The organism is Acidaminobacter sp., assembly GCF_030247605.1.
In the GTDB taxonomy this organism is placed as follows: Bacteria; Bacillota; Clostridia; order Peptostreptococcales; family Acidaminobacteraceae; genus Acidaminobacter.
Map to the genome: position 1 here is coordinate 21,894 of NZ_JAOTSB010000024.1, position 19,486 is coordinate 41,379.

General features: G+C 48.5%; 17 protein-coding genes. 14 read left to right on the forward strand and 3 right to left on the reverse strand.

The features are described 5' to 3' along the window. Positions 1–35: 35 nt before the first annotated feature. From queC to OEL90_RS11185, 6 genes are all read left to right on the forward strand, one after another. Positions 36–719 carry a 7-cyano-7-deazaguanine synthase QueC gene (queC, locus tag OEL90_RS11160; protein ID WP_300688599.1) on the forward strand — a complete coding sequence of 228 codons (684 nt, stop codon included), beginning with the start codon at positions 36–38 and terminating at the stop codon, positions 717–719. An 81-nt stretch (positions 720–800) separates the two neighbouring features. Then, entirely contained in the window at positions 801–1,298 is a 498-nt protein-coding gene (gene queF, locus OEL90_RS11165) for a preQ(1) synthase (RefSeq protein WP_300688600.1), read from the forward strand. Positions 1,299–1,607: 309 nt separating this feature from the next. After that, complete coding sequence (locus OEL90_RS11170; protein WP_300688601.1) at positions 1,608–2,366, forward strand: hypothetical protein; 759 nt, start codon at positions 1,608–1,610, stop codon at positions 2,364–2,366. Between the two features lie 107 nt (positions 2,367–2,473). Beyond that, positions 2,474–3,304: an SDR family NAD(P)-dependent oxidoreductase gene (locus OEL90_RS11175; protein WP_300688602.1), complete on the forward strand. Its 831-nt coding sequence runs from the start codon at positions 2,474–2,476 to the stop codon at positions 3,302–3,304. Between the two features lie 130 nt (positions 3,305–3,434). After that, positions 3,435–3,941 carry a hypothetical protein gene (locus OEL90_RS11180; protein ID WP_300688603.1) on the forward strand — a complete coding sequence of 169 codons (507 nt, stop codon included), beginning with the start codon at positions 3,435–3,437 and terminating at the stop codon, positions 3,939–3,941. Positions 3,942–3,979: 38 nt separating this feature from the next. Beyond that, complete coding sequence (locus OEL90_RS11185) at positions 3,980–4,867, forward strand: 3-methyl-2-oxobutanoate hydroxymethyltransferase (protein WP_300688605.1); 888 nt, start codon at positions 3,980–3,982, stop codon at positions 4,865–4,867. Positions 4,868–4,958: 91 nt separating this feature from the next. On the opposite strand, the gene OEL90_RS11190 is transcribed toward OEL90_RS11185, so the two are convergent. After that, on the reverse strand, positions 4,959–5,747 hold the full coding sequence (locus OEL90_RS11190; protein ID WP_300688607.1) for a helix-turn-helix domain-containing protein: 789 nt from the start codon (positions 5,745–5,747) through the stop codon (positions 4,959–4,961). 174 nt (positions 5,748–5,921) lie between these two features. On the opposite strand from OEL90_RS11190, the gene OEL90_RS11195 reads away from it, so the two are divergent. Then, positions 5,922–6,668 carry an HAD family hydrolase gene (locus OEL90_RS11195; RefSeq protein WP_300688609.1) on the forward strand — a complete coding sequence of 249 codons (747 nt, stop codon included), beginning with the start codon at positions 5,922–5,924 and terminating at the stop codon, positions 6,666–6,668. 279 nt (positions 6,669–6,947) lie between these two features. Continuing rightward, positions 6,948–9,557, forward strand: a complete 2,610-nt coding sequence (ppsA, locus tag OEL90_RS11200) for a phosphoenolpyruvate synthase (RefSeq protein ID WP_300688610.1) — start codon at positions 6,948–6,950, stop codon at positions 9,555–9,557. Positions 9,558–9,672: 115 nt separating this feature from the next. On the opposite strand, the gene OEL90_RS11205 is transcribed toward ppsA, so the two are convergent. After that, a complete protein-coding gene (locus OEL90_RS11205; protein ID WP_300688613.1) occupies positions 9,673–10,389 on the reverse strand; it encodes a B3/4 domain-containing protein in 717 nt (238 codons plus the stop codon). A 12-nt stretch (positions 10,390–10,401) separates the two neighbouring features. Next, the gene (locus OEL90_RS11210; protein WP_300688616.1) at positions 10,402–11,433 is read right to left on the reverse strand and encodes a DMT family transporter; all 1,032 of its coding nucleotides are present in this window, start codon (positions 11,431–11,433) and stop codon (positions 10,402–10,404) included. Between the two features lie 255 nt (positions 11,434–11,688). Here OEL90_RS11210 and OEL90_RS11215 point away from each other — a divergent pair, with 255 nt between their 5' ends. The 6 genes from OEL90_RS11215 (at position 11,689) to OEL90_RS11240 (ending at position 19,203) form a co-directional block, all read left to right on the forward strand. After that, entirely contained in the window at positions 11,689–13,773 is a 2,085-nt protein-coding gene (locus tag OEL90_RS11215; RefSeq protein ID WP_300688618.1) for a sigma-54 interaction domain-containing protein, read from the forward strand. 102 nt (positions 13,774–13,875) lie between these two features. Further along, positions 13,876–14,370 (forward strand): pyridoxamine 5'-phosphate oxidase family protein, encoded by a 495-nt coding sequence (locus OEL90_RS11220; RefSeq protein WP_300688621.1) that lies wholly within the window; start codon positions 13,876–13,878, stop codon positions 14,368–14,370. 143 nt (positions 14,371–14,513) lie between these two features. Then, a complete protein-coding gene (locus tag OEL90_RS11225; protein ID WP_300688624.1) occupies positions 14,514–14,969 on the forward strand; it encodes a hypothetical protein in 456 nt (151 codons plus the stop codon). 358 nt (positions 14,970–15,327) lie between these two features. After that, the gene (gene pflB / locus OEL90_RS11230; protein ID WP_291402362.1) at positions 15,328–17,586 is read left to right on the forward strand and encodes a formate C-acetyltransferase; all 2,259 of its coding nucleotides are present in this window, start codon (positions 15,328–15,330) and stop codon (positions 17,584–17,586) included. Between the two features lie 79 nt (positions 17,587–17,665). Beyond that, positions 17,666–18,451, forward strand: a complete 786-nt coding sequence (gene pflA / locus OEL90_RS11235; protein WP_291402360.1) for a pyruvate formate-lyase-activating protein — start codon at positions 17,666–17,668, stop codon at positions 18,449–18,451. Between the two features lie 104 nt (positions 18,452–18,555). Beyond that, the gene (locus tag OEL90_RS11240; protein WP_291402357.1) at positions 18,556–19,203 is read left to right on the forward strand and encodes a Crp/Fnr family transcriptional regulator; all 648 of its coding nucleotides are present in this window, start codon (positions 18,556–18,558) and stop codon (positions 19,201–19,203) included. Positions 19,204–19,486 lie beyond the last annotated feature (283 nt).

Here is a 19,486-nt window from a genome sequence, read left to right on the forward strand (position 1 = left end):
GCAGCGGTGAAATCAATCTAAAGGGTGGTTATGAAATGAAAGCACTGGTACTCCTGAGCGGCGGCGTTGACAGCACCACTTGCCTTGGCCTGGCAGTAAATCGATATGGCAGTGACAATGTCGTAGCGCTGTCCATAGCTTATGGGCAGAAGCATTTAAAAGAACTTGAAGCAGCGAAGAAAATTGTGGCGTACTATCAGGTTGAACTAATGGAACTCGATTTAGCAAAGATATTTGAGTCCAGTGATTCGACGCTTATGGCGCACTCAGACAAGGAAATCGCAAAAGAATCCTATGCAAAGCAGCTTGAACAACTCGATGGGAAACCGGTCTCCACTTACGTGCCGTTTCGCAATGGTTTGTTTTTGTCATCAGCTGCCAGCATTGCCTTATCCAAAAAATGCAGTTTGATTTTTTACGGCGCGCATAGTGATGACGCAACTGGCAATGCGTATCCGGATTGCAGCGATGCTTTCAACGAAGCCATGAACCTGGCTATTTTCATAGGAAGCGGAGAGCAGCTCAAGATTGAAGCGCCTTTTATCTCAATGTCCAAGGAACAAGTGGTTAAGACCGGACTTGACTTAAAGGTCCCTTACGAGCTGACATGGAGCTGTTACGAAGGGGAAGCCCAACCATGCGGACATTGCGGAACCTGTCTGGACAGGATCGCTGCCTTTGAGAAGAACGGCGTCCTAGATCCCTTGATGGACTTTTAATTTTGATCAAGCATTAACGCATACTCAGAACTTCCGTTTTGGGCGGTGCAAACTTAAACCCTATTGAAAGGACACGGTAATATGACAGAACGAAAAATCGAGGAATTAAGCGGCATCACACATTTAGGCAGCCAAGGGACAAAATATGATATGAACTATAATCCGTCTGTGCTGGAGACTTTTATCAATAAACATCCGGAAAATGACTATTTTGTTAAGTTCAATTGTCCCGAATTCACAAGTCTTTGCCCCATCACTGGGCAGCCGGATTTTGCCACCATTACGATCTCCTACATTCCAGGTTTAAAAATGGTGGAAAGCAAGTCGCTGAAGCTCTATTTGTTTAGCTTTCGCAACCACGGTGATTTTCACGAGGACTGTATTAATAAAATTATGAAAGATTTGATTGTCCTGATGGATCCCAAATATATTGAGGTTTGGGGCAAATTTACGCCAAGAGGCGGCATCTCCATTGATCCCTACTGTAATTACGGAAAAGCGGATACCAAATGGCAGGAAGTCGCCTTCAACCGGATGGCAAACCATGATTTGTATCCGGAAAAGGTGGACAACAGGTAGGAATATTTATACACTCCACCAATAAAATAGGTGCCCACCCTTCCCTGAAGTTTATTTGGGAATGGGTGGGCACTTTTCATTTTTGCGTTGCTTTTCCCGTCATTAATAAACCCTATTTCACTTAATCTACATAGTTCTGAGTATGTACAATAGTCTGAATATTTTTATAATTAGGGTTGTCACTACTTAGTTAGAGCGATCCAAAATGAGCCGTCTCCCCATCCCGGCTCTGTTCTAAGGAAGGGCACGAATTCCCAAAGATTTATTTTCAGTCCTATGACAGATCTCAAAGAAAGGTAGTTGAAGCCTGTGAACGCCATTACATTATGTATGTCCAATCCTATTAGTGAATTCCGTGCGGATGAAATGAACAACTGGTACACCGCTGAGCATGTTCTCACCTGCATGCTGATGGACGGGTCTATTGCTGTTCAGCGTTTCAAACAGAGTAGGTTCCAACCCAAAGATGCCTATCTGGATTTCAGTGTCATTGCCCTCTATGAGCTATTTGACCTTGAAGCTTGGACAACCATGTGTTACAGCTGGGGCCGCGATCCTCACAAGATGCCGGTGTCATCCGCCTTCGGCAACTTTTGCGAGGATTTCTGGAAACCTGGCGTCATGGTGGATGATTTTGCCGATTTTGCGGATTACGAAGGTGACAAATCCGTTCTGCTTGTGAAGTTAGAACAACGTGGTGATGTGAAGACGGACGCGTTCTTTACTAAAGAAGTCCTGAAAAAGTTCAGAACATATGAAGGCTTCAAAACAGCGCATCTCCTCGAAACCGCTGGTACGAATCCATCACCCTCAAATTTGAAAGACGCTTCAACACATATGCTGGTGGGTCAGCTGAGCAATTCCTACTTTGCCAAGGTTTCCTGGGACACTTTTGTTGATGAAAATCCCGATTTAAAGACGTTGTTTAATGTTCGCGCTGTGATCTACGACCCGGTCATGCCGCGTACAAAAGCTTGCGATGTGTTGAAAGATCCCATTTCTCAGTCGCTCTTCACTATTACCCGACAGCTGATGAGACTACAGCTTCCGTGGGGTGATCAAGGCTGAACAAGGCTGATTAAGCTTATACACCTGTGATCCTGAGTCCTATAAGGTTTTGAAGTTCGGATGCGATTTAGTGCTCACACAAAAATATTAAAAGGATGTGTCTATCTATGGCTGACAGATTAAACGGAAAAATTGCGATTGTTACCGGTGCCGGAGCAGGCATGGGTAATGCAACGACTCTGGAATATCTCAAAGAAAACTGCAAAGTGGTCGCAATGGACAATAAAGCCGACCGTCTGGACGCTCTGACGAAAGAGGTTGCAGGTTTAGACCTCTCCGCAAACCTCGTCACTTTTACAGGTGACGTCACCAGCAATGCAGATTGCGACAAGGCAGTTGAAACAGCGGTTGAAGCCTTCGGTTCACTTAACGTCCTCTCACATTTCGCCGGCGTCATGGACTATTTTTCAACGGCGGATGAACTTGCAGATGAAGACTGGGACTTCGTAATCGCCAATAATTTGACAGGCTCCATGAAAATTTCCCGTTCGTGTCTGAAGTATTTCCTTCCGAACGAAATCATAGCAAGCATCATCTTGGTCACCTCGAACGGCGCTGTGCAAGGCAGCACCTCCGGCGTCGCCTATATTGCCTCCAAAGGCGGAACGGAGTCCTTGGCCCAATGCATGGCCTTTGAATACGGCCGAAGCGGCATCCGTGTCAACACCATCCAGCCCGGTCCATACGCGACCTCGATCTGCCTCGATCCGGCATGGGGGCCAAAAGCTATGGTCAACAAAGGCGCCGCCATCCATCGCGGCAGCGGCTACAACAAAAGCTCTCGTGACTGGATTCTGGCTGGCGAATGGGTCACCGAGAGATTTGTTGCCGCAGATCCAAAGCATATCGCCGGCGGCGCAGTTTACCTGGCGAGTGATGAATCTGCCTTCATGAATGCAGGCACACTTAGAATCGACGGCGGCATTTGCCTTGGTTAATGAATCTTCCCCTATCCCGAATACATTCCAAAATCAGCGGCGCCTCATCTTGTAGAGTCATCAGCACGCACCAATAAGTAACTTCAATCTCGTCAGGCTTTCCCACACACATTAAAAAGGACAGATGCCGATGGTCACTATAATGCACTACAAAGGCATTGAAGTGGAGCGGCCTAGACAGGCACCTTCTTCAAAAAATGCCGAACGTCAGCTTCAAACCGCGATCCTCGATAAAGTCCTGACACTCAACGACATTGAAGTCCCACAGGACTTAGTCAATCAAGAACTCACCCTAATGGTCATAGAGCACTCTCATAGGATGAAATACGATAGTATGTCGACAGGCGCTCCTTTCGATTTCATTCAGGAAGATATGGCCGAACTATTGGAATCGTTCAGAGAAGATGCCTTCAAGCTGGTGAAGACAAGGTTGGTCATTCAACGGGTTATTGAAGCAGAAAACTTCGAAGTCACAAAGGCAGAGCTGGAGGAAGAGGCGAAGATCATAGCTCTCCGCCAGAAAATCTCCCTTGAGATGGTCAAAGATTTTCTCGGCGAGGATTTCGAATCATTGAAAGAGGATTTGCTGGTCAGAAAGGCCTTTGACTGTATCTATGCCCACGCCGTCATCAATTAACAATCAAAAATTACCACCAAATGAAGGGAGAGAGCATTATGTCAGAAGAAAAAAAAGAAATGGAAATCAAATCAGAGGACAAAAACGTCAAGTCATCCAAAATGGTCAAAGGCCGCAAAACTATAGCCTATCTCCAGAAACTCAAAGATGAGGGCACTCCAATCGTTCAAATGTGCCCTGCGAATCGCGACCAATACTTCACCATGGCCGCTGAAATGGCTGGCTGCGACATTTGCCGCCTGACGGTACCTGCCGAAAATACCCTTATGTCAATCGCGAATGCGCCTTGGTGGATTCGTACTGTCAGAAACGCCGCCAAGCTCATCCATATCAATTTCTATATGCAGACCCCAACCTTCTCCTCAAAGGAAAAAGCTTTGGAGTACGGTTCCATGTACATGGCTGAAGGTGCTGACTCCCTGCTTCCTATGGGCGTCAGCAATGAGACCCTCAAGTATATGGCGGATAACCATTTGGTAGTCTTTGGCCACGTTGGCGCGCTTTCCGGCTGGCAGACCAGCAGACACGGCGGCTATAAGCGCCTGGGACAAACCGCTGAGGACGCAATGAAGGTCTTCCGCATGGCCTATGAGTATCAGGAAAATGGCATGATGGGCATGACCATTGAGCTGACACCTATTGAGGTGACAAATGCCATTGCCAAGAAACTCCATGTCCCGGTTGTCTCCATTGCTGCAGGCGGTGCTGCCGATGGTTGCGAAATGGTCGACTTCGACACCTTCAACATGATGCCTTCCCTCGCCTCTCACGCAAAAGTCTATGGCGACTTCTTCAAATGGTCCGCCGGCGCTTACGGTGCCTGGGCTAATGATGTCCGCACTGGCGTCTATCCTGAAGACAAACACGGTTTCCACATGGAAGAGAAAGAACTCGACAAGTTCCTGAATGCGCTTGAGAAATACTAATTTTCATCTCTAAAACACACTAAAAAAACAGAGTCGAAGCGACTTTAGTTCCAGTCGCAGCGGCTCTGTTTTGTGTTAGGCAAAATTGCGATCAAAATAATTTATGTTGATTGGGATTGGTACTGCCTTGAAAATAACTGTATAAGGCAAGGATCAACCCCTGACGATTAGAGACGTTAAGTTTAGTATGAATATTAGCAATATGCTTGTATGTGGTTGTCTGGCTTATGCATAATTTAGTGCTGATATCACTCGGCGTTACACCTTTGAATAGCAATTCTGCTATTTCATGCTCTCTCTTGGTCAGAGAAATTTTAACTTCAGGGTTTTTATCGAAATGCGTACTCGACAATAAAGTTACGAAAGAATTTCTGAGCAAATTCTGAATGTGGGGGTGAACTATGCTAAGGATTTCTATCTCCTGATCTTGAAATCTGGAATAACTGGTGCGGTCGAAACAAAAAATACATCTCCCAAAAGCATCCCCGTCCAGGGCAAATCCTAAGCTGTGTTTAATGCCCTGGGGTTCGATATAACTTGAAATGAATTCGTCAATCTTAAAGTTGGACCAATCCGTTACAGAGCCTTGAATCTCAGGTCTCTGGTATTTACGATTGATAAAAATAGAATAACGATTGTTTTCAATTTTGGAGTAATAGGTGAGATAGCTTTCACTCCATCTCTTCTCCACGCCAAATAAGATTTCGTGACTGATTTGCTCGTTGTTGTTGATGATATAGATTCGGGCTTTATCATAGGGCATGAGCGTATAAATCTGATCCATCACCTGCATGCAAAATTCCTTAGGGCCCCAGGATTTCTCTATTGAGAGCAAGAAATCATTGATTTTTAACCACTGCACTTGATTTAATTGAATCATGGAAGTATCACCCTCCCTATTTGCAATAGTTGCGATCGCTTATTCCAAGTAATTACAATGACTTCAAAACAGTTGAAAGGTTTGCACTCATTATAACAAAAAAACTAACAGATTAGACAGCACTTTCATTATTTCAGTTTGACTGGTAAAGTAGTTTAAAAGGACGGTGTAACCATGATCAAAGCAGTGATCTTTGACCTCGACGGCACGCTGATAGATACGAATGATTTAATTCTGGACACTTTTCAACACGTCATTAAGGAATGCCTTGGCCGGGTGCCCACCGAAGAAGAGCTCCATCACGTCTATGGTAAGACGTTGGATGAACAAATGGCCTTTTTCTCAGTGGAGCGAAGCCAGGAACTTGTTGCCTCCTATAAAGCCTATTACAGGACCCATATGGACGAACGAACTCACCTGTTCGATGGTGTGAAAAGCCTTCTTGACGAATTGTTTTCAAAAGGCATCCAAATGGCGGCCGTGACCAACAAGGGCTCGCGGGGTGTCCATCACGCCTTTGACAAGTTCGATATTGGAAAGTTCTTTTCTGCTGCCATCACTGCAGATGATGTCGTAAAAGGCAAACCTGATCCGGAAGGGATTCTTGCCGCGCTTAACCACTTGGGCGTGACGGCGGAAGAAGCCCTGTTCGTTGGAGACAGCCACAGCGACATTCTCGCGGCGAAGAACGCCAGTGTCAAATCAGTTTTGGTAGGTTGGACCTTCTTTCATGAAGACCACTATGCGACCTTCGAAGCGGATTTCGTCATTGAGAAACCATTGGATTTGATGGATCTGATTACTATGAGCGAGGAACAATTCAATGTTGAAATTGAAAAAGGGCTCAATGATCTTGCAAACGGAAAGGTTGTTTCAGCAGAACGTGTTGCCAAACGAATGAAGCGAGATTATGGTGTATGATTTCGTGGGAAAACATACAAATTCTTTAATTTGATTAACTTAAACGCCCTTTTAGGTGAAAATCCACAAAAAAGCCGCTTCTGCATTTATCGCAAAGCGGCTTTCAACTTTTATAGGCATTCAGAGTCAAATCATCTCTTCCATTTTAAGTATAACATTCCTGGTCTATAGTAACCAGACTGTTTGTTGTAGTGGGGACTTGGTATAATTCTAACACAGATCATTAATATTTTGACACCACATCCACTTATCTAAAACCCCGCAAGGAGGCAGCCCACAATGCCCTACGTCATAGAGCTTCTTAACACTGATAGAACAATGATTTCGCTCGTTGGGGGAAAAGGCGCTAATCTTGGAGAGCTTTCCAAACTGGAAGGGATCCGCATCCCTAATGGCTTTTGCATTACTGTTGAAGCTTTTAACAGAATCATGGAGACCGCGTCAGCTATTAAAGACTTAATGAATCAATTATCCACTCTCACTTTGGAGGACCAAGACAGAATTAAAGAACTCAGCAGCTCGCTTCGCAGCGTCATTGAAGGGATCCCTCTCCCAGAAGCGCAAGTTGAAGAAATTACCCTTGCACTTAACAGCTTTGAACCTGGCACCGCCTTCGCCATTCGATCCAGCGCGACGGCGGAGGATTTGCCAACCGCTTCTTTTGCCGGGCAGCAGGACACTTATTTGAACGTTACAGGAAAGGACGCCATCCTTGAGCACATCAGCAAATGCTGGGCCTCACTGTTTACTGAAAGGGCCATTACCTACCGGATTCTAAATAGTATTGATCACCATCAGGTACAAATGGCTGTAATAGTTCAAGAGATGATCTCCCCTGAAGTCTCCGGTATCCTCTTCACTGTTGATCCCGTGACTTCGAACAGAAAAGTTTCCTCCATTGACGCGGGCTTTGGCCTTGGCGAGGCCCTGGTCTCCGGCTTGGTGAACCCGGATGTCTATAAAGTACGAAGTGGTGAGATTATCGATAAGAAGATCAATCTCAAGAAACTAGCCATCGTCCCCCTGAATGAAGGCGGCACCCAACATATGTCGCTCCCGCCAGCCCAGCAAACTATGCAGGCGCTGACAGATAATCAAATTCTGGAGCTCGAAAGTATTGGCCGCAAGATTGAAGAGCATTTTGACGCGCCTCAGGACATTGAATGGTGCTTGGCGGACGGCCACTTTTACGTGGTTCAAAGCCGGCCAATCACGACTTTATTCCCAATCCCTGACGCAGCGGATCAGGACAATCACGTCTATGTCTCAGTGGGCCATCAGCAGATGATGACGGATGCCATGAAGCCTCTAGGTCTTTCCTTCTTTCTGATGACCACGAGCGCCCCTATGGCGCAGGCAGGCGGCAGGCTGTTTGTGGATGTGACGCAAATGCTGGTTTCACCTGTTTCCAGACCAGTAGTACTGGATGCCCTGGGACGATCCGATCCGTTAATCAAAGACGCGCTTTTGACGGTCTTGGACCGGGAGAATTTCATTAAAATCATCCCAGCGGACGAAGCCCCCAGCCAACCTGATACGGCAACTGTCAAACCCGCTCAGGAACCTCAAGCACCAGCTGATTTTGATCCGTCTGTCGTTTCTGACTTGATCCATCGCAGCCAAGCCTCTCTGGAAACTCTGAAACAGGACATTCAAGCCAAGACAGGACCTGAGTTGCTCGATTTCATCCAGGCGGATCTCAAGGAACTTAAGGCGCTTCTATTTGATCCCCTGAGTATGAAGGTGCTCATGGCTGGCTTTGACGCCTCCAAGTGGATTAATGACCACCTGGAGTTGTGGCTCGGCGAAAAAAACGCGGCAGATGTCCTGTCCCAATCCGTTCCAAACAATGTTACCTCTGAAATGGGCATGGCGCTCCTGGATGTGGCAGATATCCTACGGCCTTTCCCGATTGTCATCGAAGCCCTCCACCACGCAAAAGAGGATGACTTTTTCGAGGCGCTCTTTGGGCTGGAGGGTGGACAGGAAGCCATGGAAGCCATATCTGCATTTCTCGACCGCTACGGCATGCGCTGCCCTGGTGAGATTGATATTACCAGAAGGCGGTGGGCTGAACGACCATCGGCAATAGTCTCTGTCCTACTCAGTCATATTAAGAATTTTGAAGTCGGGGAGAGCAAGAGGAAATTCGAAGATGGGCTTAAGGAGGCTTTGAATAAAGAAGCTGAGATTTTAAGCCGGCTGAGGTCATTACCAGACGGTGAGGATAAAGCCAGGGAGACACAGCTGAGGATCCGCCTAATCCGGGATCTTTCAGGCTACCGGGAATATCCAAAATACGGCATGATCAGCCGCTACTTCATTTATAAGCAGGCGCTGCTCATAGAAGCGGCGCGGCTCGTGGGGGAAGGGATCCTTCAAGACAATGAGGACATTTTTTACCTGAGCTTTGAGTCGCTGCAGGAGGTTGTGCGTACAAAGCAGCTGGATTACGAGATCATTCGCAAACGAAAAATTGAGTTTCAAACTTATGAGAAACTGAAGCCATTCCGGGTCATGACCTCTGAAGGTGAAATGATTGCCGGTGCCTATAAGCGGGATTCGCTCCCAGACAACGCCTTGTTGGGGCTGCCGGTTTCATCCGGTATTGTGGAAGGCCGGGCGCGTGTGATTTTGAATATGGAGGAAGCTGATTTGGAGGAGGACGACATCCTGGTCACCACCTTCACCGACCCAAGTTGGACACCGCTGTTTCTCTCCATCAAAGGCCTGGTCACTGAAGTCGGCGGTTTAATGACCCATGGGGCTGTGATCGCTCGAGAGTATGGCCTGCCAGCCGTAGTCGGCGTGGTAGACGCTACCAGGCTGATTAAGGACGGACAGCGCATTCGGGTGAACGGGACTGAAGGGGTTGTCGAGATTCTGTGAAGGTGAAAGTCGGTGTCAGGTGAAACTCGGTGTCTGACACCGAATTGAAACTGGATGAAACTCGGGGTTGATAGGCCAAAGCCGCAGACACCGAGTTTCATCTTCCTTTATGGCCCTACAAATCAATCTCCCTGCTCTCGCGATCCATCAGATGAATCTCCACTTCTCCGCCCAAATACTTCTGAGTCAGCTCCGCCAGCGACTTGGCCGCCGCTGCCAGATCATCTGACCGGTCAGGATCCACAGACTCAATAATCAAAAATGCGTTAACGGTGTCCTCCGTGAGCATGGTTCTCTGGCCGTCACGCCAGTTCCAACATCGGCAGACTGCGCCTTCCTCATCCTTGTAAATAATTTCTCCCGGCAGCGCATTGTCAAAGTCCGCGTCCCCGAGGGCCAGAAAATACTCGCCGCCCTCTGCCTTCGTGAGCAGGAGGTCACCTTTGAAAGTATCTATGTCCTCTCCCCCGCATGGAAGCCCGTAGGTCAGGGACACAGAATTGTAAATGTCCACCAGTGGATTGATTGGCCCGACGCCGCTGCCCTTTTCAACCCGTTTCAGCAGCGCCTCAATGGAGCATCTGACGCCCTTTTTCGTCTTGAACTGCTGGTAAGCCTTCCGCCACACCGCAATGACTTTGTTGTCACTGAACACGTCTGCCGTCAGGAATTTGACCGCCTCGCCGCTGCCCTTCTCAAGCAGCGCGTCGAGCTCACCTCTCACCGGCTCTGCGTGGCCCATCGTGTTATTGATCCCCTTGGCCAGCACCACCGCGATCTCCGCCTGGGGGAACACCTCCCAGAATTCATTTGTGATAATAAACTTTGACATCTCAACGACTCCTTATTTTGTGTTTTTCACGTAATTGACTTTGATAAATTGCGCTTCATCACTTCTGCTCCTATTATACCCGATCCTGCTCAGAAATGGAGGTACAGAAAGGTTGAAGTCCAAGGGCAGCTGCGCCAGCAATATGCCCGAAAACATGATAATGCTGCCGATGGTCTCCCGAACCGAAATCGATTCACCCAATATCAGGATCCCCGCAATCACCGCTATGACGGATTCCACACTCAGGATCAGGGAGGTCATGGTCGGCTCCGTACGCTTCTGCGCAATCACCTGCAAGGTATACGCCACCCCGCAGGACATGACGCCGGCGTACAAGATAGGAATTTTGCTTTCCATTATCCCCGCCCAGCTCACCGTTTCAAAACCCAGCATAAACGGCAGCGAAATAATCCCGCACACCAGGAACTGAAGGCTCGACAGCTTGACCGGATCCGTCTTCGGAGAAAAATGATCAATCAGGATAATATGAACGGACAAACCTACAGCACTTAGGAGAATCAGCAGATCTCCCCAGCCTATGGAAAATCCCTCTTTGACGCTGAGCAGATATAAACCGGCCGTCGCAAGGATCACGCTGACCCACAGAACCGGACGAACCTTTTTCTTTAAAAACAGTCCCAAGATAGGTACGATTACAATGTATAGCGCCGTAATGAACCCAGCCTTCCCTGCGGTTGTATAAATCATACCCGCCTGCTGCAAAGAGCTGGAGATAAACACGACCACCCCGCACCAAAATCCACCCAGCATTAAATATTTTCTGGAAGAAGCAGCCTCAGCCTGAGCTTCTGCCGCCGCAGCAGAGGTTACAGAGCCCACACCAACTGTCGCCCCACTGACTTTTCTCTGACGATCCATAATCAGAATCACAGGTACCAGTACCAGCGCGCCAATCAGACTTCTGATGCCGTTGAAGGTGAAAGGCCCAATATAGGCCATCCCTGCTCGTTGTGCTACAAATGAAACGCCAAAGATCAAGGCCGTCAGCGTCAGCATGAGTTCTCCACTTACTTTTTTCTTCATTTTATTAGCCTCCATACGAAATTAATAATCTCAACGTTTTATTAAGCAAGCCTCGTGCCAAACCACTCAGTTTACTCAAAATTTAGATCAAACCCAGTATTTAACCGCCCTCCCGCTCATAGATGCCCAACTCATCCGACTTCAAAAGAATCGATACCGAGTCAAAAATGAAAACAGCGATACGAAATCGATTCACCCTCTATACATCCACCTCTTCAAAAGCTATAATAATTGGAAAGGGGGTGCCTTAAGTCCATGACGAAAATACATGACAGGTTTGGTTTGAGTCGCGTCATCGAGCCAAGGGGCGCTGTTCCTGTCACTGCGTGGCAGGTGGACAACAACCGGGCGATTTCAAAAACTGAATGCAGGCTCTCCCTGGAACGGATCCATTTGGAAAGAGACAGTTTCCAACAGCTCTGCAATGAGTGCGGTTTTGACGAAGCGAAGATCATCGCCAAAATCCTGGATCTGGTCAAGCGCAGAGGCAAGCTGCACAACCCCTTCACGGATACAGCCGGGCAATTTTACGGCACAATAGAAGAAATGGGCAGCGACTTCGAAACACACGCAAGGTACAAGGTCGGCGACCAGGTCCTATGCCTGACGACCATGTCCGCCCACCCTATGTTCATTGAAAAAATTCATAGTATTGACTACAACTATGGCGAATTAATAGTGACGGGCTATGGTATCCTATTCATGGAGTCGCCCCTCACCGCCATACCGCCAGACTTGGATCTGAATTACACCATGGCGACTTTTGACGAGGCCGCAAGTCTAAAAAGCATCTATCAGGCTGCCGGTGAGGGTCTAAGATACCTGATCATTGGAAAAGACCTGGTTTCCAGCGTCACCTATGCGGCGGCCATCAAAAAGGCTGCCGGTGGGAACTGCCACATTACGGTTCTGATGGACGAGGACGGCATTGGCACCCTGACCCACGCTCAGGTAAAACAAGAGCTCAGCCGATGGGTAAATTCCACCTACATACTCAACATCGCACAGCCCATCCTGGCATCCGAAGTGGTCTTAGCGTCTGAAACGGGGCTATACGATTTAACCATCAACTGTGAGGATTTGATGGGGTCAGAAGTTCTCTGTGTCCTTTTGACGCGACAGGGCGGGAAACTTTATTACACCAATCTGAAGAACAGCTACACCCACTCTCTCCTGTTTGCGGAGAGCATGAGCAAGGAACTTGAGACTTATGTGCTGGGACAGTTTACCATCGGCTACGAGTCCTTTACGTTTGAGTTGCTGGCTTCCATAGCGGAGGACCTGGCGAGGATCAACGCGCTATACGAGTCCCAGGCCATAGCTTTCAGGCAGGCCTCGAAAAAGGCCATGGCAGCGTCCATGGACAAAGTCGGAAGAATCGACGATTTTGTGTTCAGCAGCGCGACCACCAAAGCACTGGTGGATGAGGTGCTGAACATTGCGCAGTACGACTGCAGTGTCATCCTCCAGGGGGAGACCGGCGTCGGCAAGGAGAAAATTCTGGACCTGATCCACAAGAACAGCATCCGCAAGAATAAGCCATGCATTAAGATCAACTGCGCCACCATCCAGGAGAGCCTGGCCGAGAGCGAATTCTTTGGTTATGAGGCCGGCGCCTTTACCGGAGCGCAAAGCTCGGGTAAAAAAGGCTATTTCGAGCTGGCTAATGGGGGCCTGCTGTTTCTGGACGAGGTCGGCACGCTCTCCATGAACCTCCAGTCGAAGCTGCTGAGAGTCCTGCAGGAAAGTCAGTTTTACCGGGTGGGGGGCACGTCGCCCATCACTATTAATGTGAGGGTCATCTGCGCCAACAACATCCCTCTCCGGCAGCTGGTAGAGCAGGGAAAGTTCAGGGAGGACCTCTATTACCGTCTGAACATCTGCACTATTACAGTGCCGCCGCTCAGAGAACGGCGTGAAGACGTGGCGGCCTTGGCGGCGTCTTTTCTGGATGCCCATTGCAAGCGATACGGTGTCGACAAAGCACTGGACGCTTCTGCCTTAGTGCGTCTGGCGAGCTACGACTGGCCCGGGAATGTGAGGGAGCTTGAAAATCTGATTCATAGGGCCGTCATAAGGATCAGAGGCTATGTGATTACGGGGGAGGACATTCAGGAGATCCTGAATGAAAACCTGTACGAAGACTTGGTCCTGGACCTGAAGCACAGTATGCGGGCGTCATCCTCACTGAACTTCGAGGACATCATTGAGCAGCAGGAAATCAAACTCATAGAATACGCCCTTAAAAAATTGGGCACCACCCGAAAAGCCGCGGAGTTTCTGGGCATGACCCAGCCCAAGCTGATGCGCAAGAAGCAGAAGTACAATATTCAGATTTAATTGGATTCAAGCGCAACTATGCCAGATCGGGTCAGGTGCGTTCAGCCCACAGGGGCGCCACACTAATGCAATTAAATACATGTAAGAGAGAGGAATGAAGCTATGTTCAGAGAGATGAGACGCATTAAGCAGCTGCTGTCCGCTGAGGACACCACAGCCGTCATGAACCGCTGCACCAACGGTATCCTGGCCTGCCTGGGAGACGAGGATTATCCTTACGCCGTGCCCCTCAGCTATGTCTATCACAATAATAAGATCTATTTTCACTCCGCCAAAGCCGGTCATAAAATTGACGCGATCCTGAAAAATCCAAAGGTCTCCTTCGCGGTCGTCGACGAAGACACCATTGTGGGCAAGGAGTACACCACCTATTTTCGCAGTGTCGTCGCCTTTGGAACAGCCAGAAATGTGGAAGGCGAAGAATGGGTGGAAGGCTTTAAGGCACTGGTCGAGAAGTATTCCGGCGACCTGCCCGAAGACGCCAAACACAAGGAGATCATGGGGTGTACAAACTCTTTGATCCTTGCCATTGATGTGGATCATATCACCGGCAAAGAAGCGATTGAATTTGTGAATGCAAAGAAAAAAGGACTTTAGCCTCTGGCTATTGTCCTTTTTCTTTGCTTAGTTTATATCTTTGCGAAGCTTATATCTTCGCATAATTAAATTTATACATTATTGCATTTTATGCACAAAAGGTGTAAAATTACACTATAGAGAAGTTGAAAGGAGGAATTGATATGTCTGAACGACCATGGCTAAAGAATCTGATTGCTGCCGTCGTAATTATGGCTGGTGGATTTTTTCTATTTAACTTCGCCTTTATTTCAGCGGCTTTCATCATCAACGCCTCAATCAAACTTTTAAACTTGCCGGGAAACTCAGCCCCTCCATTCTTGGCACGCATTGTCTATGTGGTTTTTATCCTCGTCCTGAGCTGGTTTGTGCTTCGTTCCCGTCTGAACGACACGCTCAAAGCCACTTATCTTACAATGCCGCTTATGGTGGTTCTCGTGTCCATCGGCATATTTACTTATCAGTTGTCCATGAGCGTTGTGATCGGTCTGGGCGCAGCGGTCGTCGCTGCAGTCCTATTTTACGTTCATCATAAAAAGCTTTCCTGGAAGTATTATTTTGCTGTCTTTTATGTTGCTGCTTTAGCGCTGATGATCATGCTATTGGGGATCGATATTTAATTGAGGTGCTGTGAGTAAGGAAACAGAAGGTTTGATTTAAATTAGGTTTTCCAGTTGTTATGCCATATTGTTCAAATGTTAAAACCAAATCCAAATCCATTTCTGACAACTTCAGAGATGGATTTTTCTTTTTTTTGCATGCAATCCTCCACTTCCAGGCACATACCCCGGAGTGACAGCTGGTGTCTGACCCGCAACCTACTTTTTTCTCAAAATGTGCGCACGGTCACAGAACAAACCTCCGACTGGGTCTATAATAAAACCACAACAAGTATAATGTATACAGCATACACGGATTAATTTTCGTCACACAAAGCCACTAATCCACCACACATACGCAAAATCGGAGGTTTTCAAAATGACTCAAAACTTTACACAAGGCACTTGGAGCGACGCCATTGACGTTCGCGATTTTATACAGAAGAATTACACCCCTTATACCGGTGATGACCGTTTTCTCGTCGGGAAAAGCCCTAAGACGGAAAATGTCTGGGACAAGGCGAAGTCCCTGATCGAGGAAGAAATCGAGAAAGGCATCATAGGCATTGACACGACCGTCTTCTCCGGCATCAACAATTATAAACCGGGCTATCTGAGCAAAGAGAACGAGGTCATTGTCGGTTTTCAGACGGATGAGCCCCTCAAGCGCATCATGAATCCCTACGGCGGCTTCAGAATGCTCGAAGCGTCACTGGAAGCCTACAACTACGACATCTGCGACGACATGTCAAAGGACTTCCAGACCTATAGAAAAACCCACAATGAAGGGGTCTTTGACGCCTACACCACTGAAATGAAAACCGCAAGAAGCGTCGGTCTCCTGACCGGACTCCCAGATGCCTATGGCAGAGGCCGCATCATAGGCGACTACAGGCGGATCGCCCTTTACGGCACAGACCGCCTCATCGCTGAGAAAAAGAAGGACTTCAAAGCCCTCGAGGCAAAGCCCGCCACAGAGCAGGTCATTCGCCTCAGAGAAGAGCTTTCCATGCAGATTAGAGCGCTGAAGGAAATCGCCGAAATGGCAATTTCCTACGGTGACGACATCACCAAGCCGGCGACCACGGCCAAAGAGGCTATTCAGTTTTTCTACTATGGCTATTTATCCGCCGTCAAGGAGAACAACGGCGCCGCCATGTCCCTGGGACGCAACACGACCTTCCTGGACATCTACATTGAACGGGATCTGCGAGCCGGTCTGATCACTGAAGCCGAAGCTCAGGAGCTCATCGATCAGCTTGTCATCAAGCTCCGAATGGTGCGCCACCTGAGGACGCCGGATTACAACACGCTGTTTGCCGGGGATCCGACGTGGGTTACAGAATCCATCGGCGGCATGGGTACTGATGGAAGGACCCTCGTCACGAAGACCGCGTTCCGCTTCCTGCACACGCTGATCAACCTCGACCCGGCGCCGGAGCCCAACATGACGGTGCTGTGGTCAAGGGCGCTGCCGGAGAACTTCAAGCGCTTCTGCGCCAAGATGTCCATTGACACCGGCGCGATCCAATACGAGAACGACGACCTGATGCGCCCAATCTACGGCGACGACTACGGCATAGCCTGCTGTGTCTCCCCAATGCGCATAGGCAAGGACATGCAGTTCTTCGGCGCCCGGGCCAACCTGGGAAAAGCGCTGCTCTATAGCATGAACGAAGGCCGTGAAGAGCTGAAACGCCAAAAAGATGGTCAGCCGATGGTCATCCTACAGGACATCCACGCCCTGACGTCAGTGGATCCTGACGGACGGGAAAGCCTGTCCTATGACGAAGTCATGCCAGCCTTCAAGCGCGTCATGGACAAGCTGGCGGGACTTTACGTCAACACCATGAATACCATTCACTTCATGCACGACAAATACGCCTATGAAAGCGGCCAAATGGCCCTTCATGATTCTGAGGTACGCCGCTATATTGCCTTTGGCATTGCGGGGCTTTCCATAGTCGCCGACTCACTGAGCGCTATTAAATACGCAAAAGTCAGACCGGTCAGGGATGAGCACGGCATTGCGATGGATTTTGTGATCGAGGGCGACTTCCCGGCCTTTGGCAACGACGACGACCGGGTTGACACCATCGCCACCGAGGTCGTGACTTATTTCTCTGATCAACTTAAGAAACACGAAACTTACAGAAATTCCGAGCAGACCTTGTCCGTCCTGACCATTACTTCCAATGTGGTTTATGGTAAAAAGACCGGCGCAACGCCGGATGGCCGCGGCAAGGGCGAGCCTTTCGCGCCTGGTGCAAACCCAATGCACGGCCGTGATAAGCTGGGCGCCCTCGCTTCCCTGAATTCTGTCTCCAAGCTGCCATTTGAGAACGTCTGCCAGGATGGCATTTCGAATACCTTCTCCATTGTCCCCGCTGCGCTGGGCCGTACTGAAGGGGATCGACTCACCAATCTCGCAGGCCTGCTGGATGGCTACTTCGCGAAAGGCGCCTTCCATCTTAATGTCAACGTCATGTCCAGAGCGCTGTTGATTGACGCTATGGAGAACCCTTCGAAATATCCAACGCTGACTATTCGCGTTTCAGGTTATGCCGTTCACTTTAACCGTTTAACTCGGGAACAAAAGGAAGAAGTCATTATGCGTACCTTCCACGAGCGGGTTTAGCATTTCAACTAAGCATTTCAACTAAGCATTTTACCTTAGGATCCCACTGATCCCAATAAACGAAAGGAGCGTGGCAATCATGCGCACTGGGAAACTTCACTCTATAGAAACCATGGGCCTTGTGGATGGACCCGGCATCAGAACCGTCTTCTTCCTTCAAGGCTGCCCTCTGAAATGTCAATATTGCCACAACCCGGATTCCCAAAGCTTCATGGGCTCAAACGAGATCACTGTGGAAGACGTGGTTCAAACTGCACGGCGCTACAGAGAGTATTATCAGGTAACGGGCGGCGGGGTCACATTCTCAGGAGGCGAACCCCTTATGCAAGGTGCGTTTTTGGTTGAAGCGCTGGCTGCTTTAAAAGCGGAAGGGATATCAACCTGTATAGATACGTCGGGCTATGGGCAGTCTCACTATTATGAGGCAATATTTAAGCTGACAGATCATTTGCTGGTAGACATCAAGCACACCAGGAATGATGCCCACAAAGTGCTGACTGGCCGGGACATGACGGGGATCCGGCACTTTATCAAGGCATTGAGAAGCTTTGAGGGAACCATCACGATCCGTCACGTCATGGTGCCGGGCAGCACGGATCGTCCGGAGATCATGGCGGAACTCCTTGCCATGATTGAACCCATTCAAAAAAAGGTGGATAAAATCGATATTTTACCTTATCATAAAGCTGGAGTTGAAAAATATTCTCAGTTGAATTTGTCCTATACGTTTGAGTCGGTCCCTGAAATGTCACCTGAACGCGCAGCGGAATTTGAAAGGTCGATTAATGAAGCTTTGCGGGCATCGAAAGAACGCGCTGCCGAGGTGACGGTGATCGAGGGGAATGGGTACCAACTATCGGCTTAATGTTATCCTTGAAATGGAATGGTGATTTTATCTTATCTGCAGCCTGTAACCACGAATCATGCATAAATTGCGGAAAATTGCTCTGTATTCACAACATCCCCCTTTTGTCAGGTCTGGACGATTCTGAAATCGAAAAGATCTCGAAAGGGGTTTCTTCGCATACCTATAAAAAAGGCGAGGTCATCTTTCAGCAAGGTGAACGCGCCAGCAAGCTCTATATAGTGTGTGACGGCAAACTCAAAATTTTTAAGAATCTGGCGGAAGGCAAAGAGCAGATCCTTTACATTCTCTCCGAGGGCGACTTTATTGGCGCTTTTAATTTGTTGAAGGCGGATCGTTTTGATTTCAGCGCCGTTGCCCTTGAGACCACTCAAATCAGCACCCTGGATAAAAGCGCGTTCGATCAGGTGATGATCAGCAATCCGGAAATAACGCTAAAAATTTTTGAAAAGGCTTACGAGCGCATCATGAAGGCGGAGAGCCTGGTGGAGCGGCTGTCGAGCAGCACACCTGACGCGAAGGTGATCAGTCTGCTCATCGACCTGATCTCGGACTTCGGCAAACCCGCCAAAGGGGGCGGGGTCATGCTGGAGCTCACCATCAACCGAGAAGAGATGGGGAGTTATGCCGGCATTGCGAGAGAAACCATGTCCCGAAAGCTGCAGCTCTTTCACGAGATGGGCCTGATCAAGCTTGTGGGCGCGAAGAAGATTTTGATTTACGACGTGGCTAAGCTGAAGGCGATGGTTTAACGGTACCTTTGTGACGGTACCTTTGTGACGGTACCTTTGTGACGGTACCTTTGTGACGGTACCTGGCACGATATTCGGAACAGCAACGTTAAACACTTTTGAAAAGCTTGCAACCAGACAATTTCGACAAAAACAACTTCTCTATCTTCACTGCGCGTGCCAGATACCACAAGAAGTCAATGGTGGTAATTGGCAAAAACATCCCCCTAAGGGGTCGGTTCAGATCCCTTATTTCAGCTTCATAACCGGTTTGGATTCAAACCCTACTTCCCGTTCAAATAAC

Bases quoted from the DNA above. Each gene is read 5' to 3' on its own strand.
- queC (WP_300688599.1), top strand. From the start codon at position 36: ATGAAAGCACTGGTACTCCTGAGCGGCGGCGTTGACAGCACCACTTGC.
- queF (WP_300688600.1), top strand. From the start codon at position 801: ATGACAGAACGAAAAATCGAGGAATTAAGCGGCATCACACATTTAGGC.
- OEL90_RS11175 (WP_300688602.1), top strand. From the start codon at position 2,474: ATGGCTGACAGATTAAACGGAAAAATTGCGATTGTTACCGGTGCCGGA.
- OEL90_RS11180 (WP_300688603.1), top strand. From the start codon at position 3,435: ATGGTCACTATAATGCACTACAAAGGCATTGAAGTGGAGCGGCCTAGA.
- OEL90_RS11185 (WP_300688605.1), top strand. From the start codon at position 3,980: ATGTCAGAAGAAAAAAAAGAAATGGAAATCAAATCAGAGGACAAAAAC.
- OEL90_RS11190 (WP_300688607.1), bottom strand. From the start codon at position 5,747: ATGATTCAATTAAATCAAGTGCAGTGGTTAAAAATCAATGATTTCTTG.
- OEL90_RS11195 (WP_300688609.1), top strand. From the start codon at position 5,922: ATGATCAAAGCAGTGATCTTTGACCTCGACGGCACGCTGATAGATACG.
- ppsA (WP_300688610.1), top strand. From the start codon at position 6,948: ATGCCCTACGTCATAGAGCTTCTTAACACTGATAGAACAATGATTTCG.
- OEL90_RS11205 (WP_300688613.1), bottom strand. From the start codon at position 10,389: ATGTCAAAGTTTATTATCACAAATGAATTCTGGGAGGTGTTCCCCCAG.
- OEL90_RS11210 (WP_300688616.1), bottom strand. From the start codon at position 11,433: ATGAAGAAAAAAGTAAGTGGAGAACTCATGCTGACGCTGACGGCCTTG.
- OEL90_RS11215 (WP_300688618.1), top strand. From the start codon at position 11,689: ATGACGAAAATACATGACAGGTTTGGTTTGAGTCGCGTCATCGAGCCA.
- OEL90_RS11220 (WP_300688621.1), top strand. From the start codon at position 13,876: ATGTTCAGAGAGATGAGACGCATTAAGCAGCTGCTGTCCGCTGAGGAC.
- OEL90_RS11225 (WP_300688624.1), top strand. From the start codon at position 14,514: ATGTCTGAACGACCATGGCTAAAGAATCTGATTGCTGCCGTCGTAATT.
- pflB (WP_291402362.1), top strand. From the start codon at position 15,328: ATGACTCAAAACTTTACACAAGGCACTTGGAGCGACGCCATTGACGTT.
- pflA (WP_291402360.1), top strand. From the start codon at position 17,666: ATGCGCACTGGGAAACTTCACTCTATAGAAACCATGGGCCTTGTGGAT.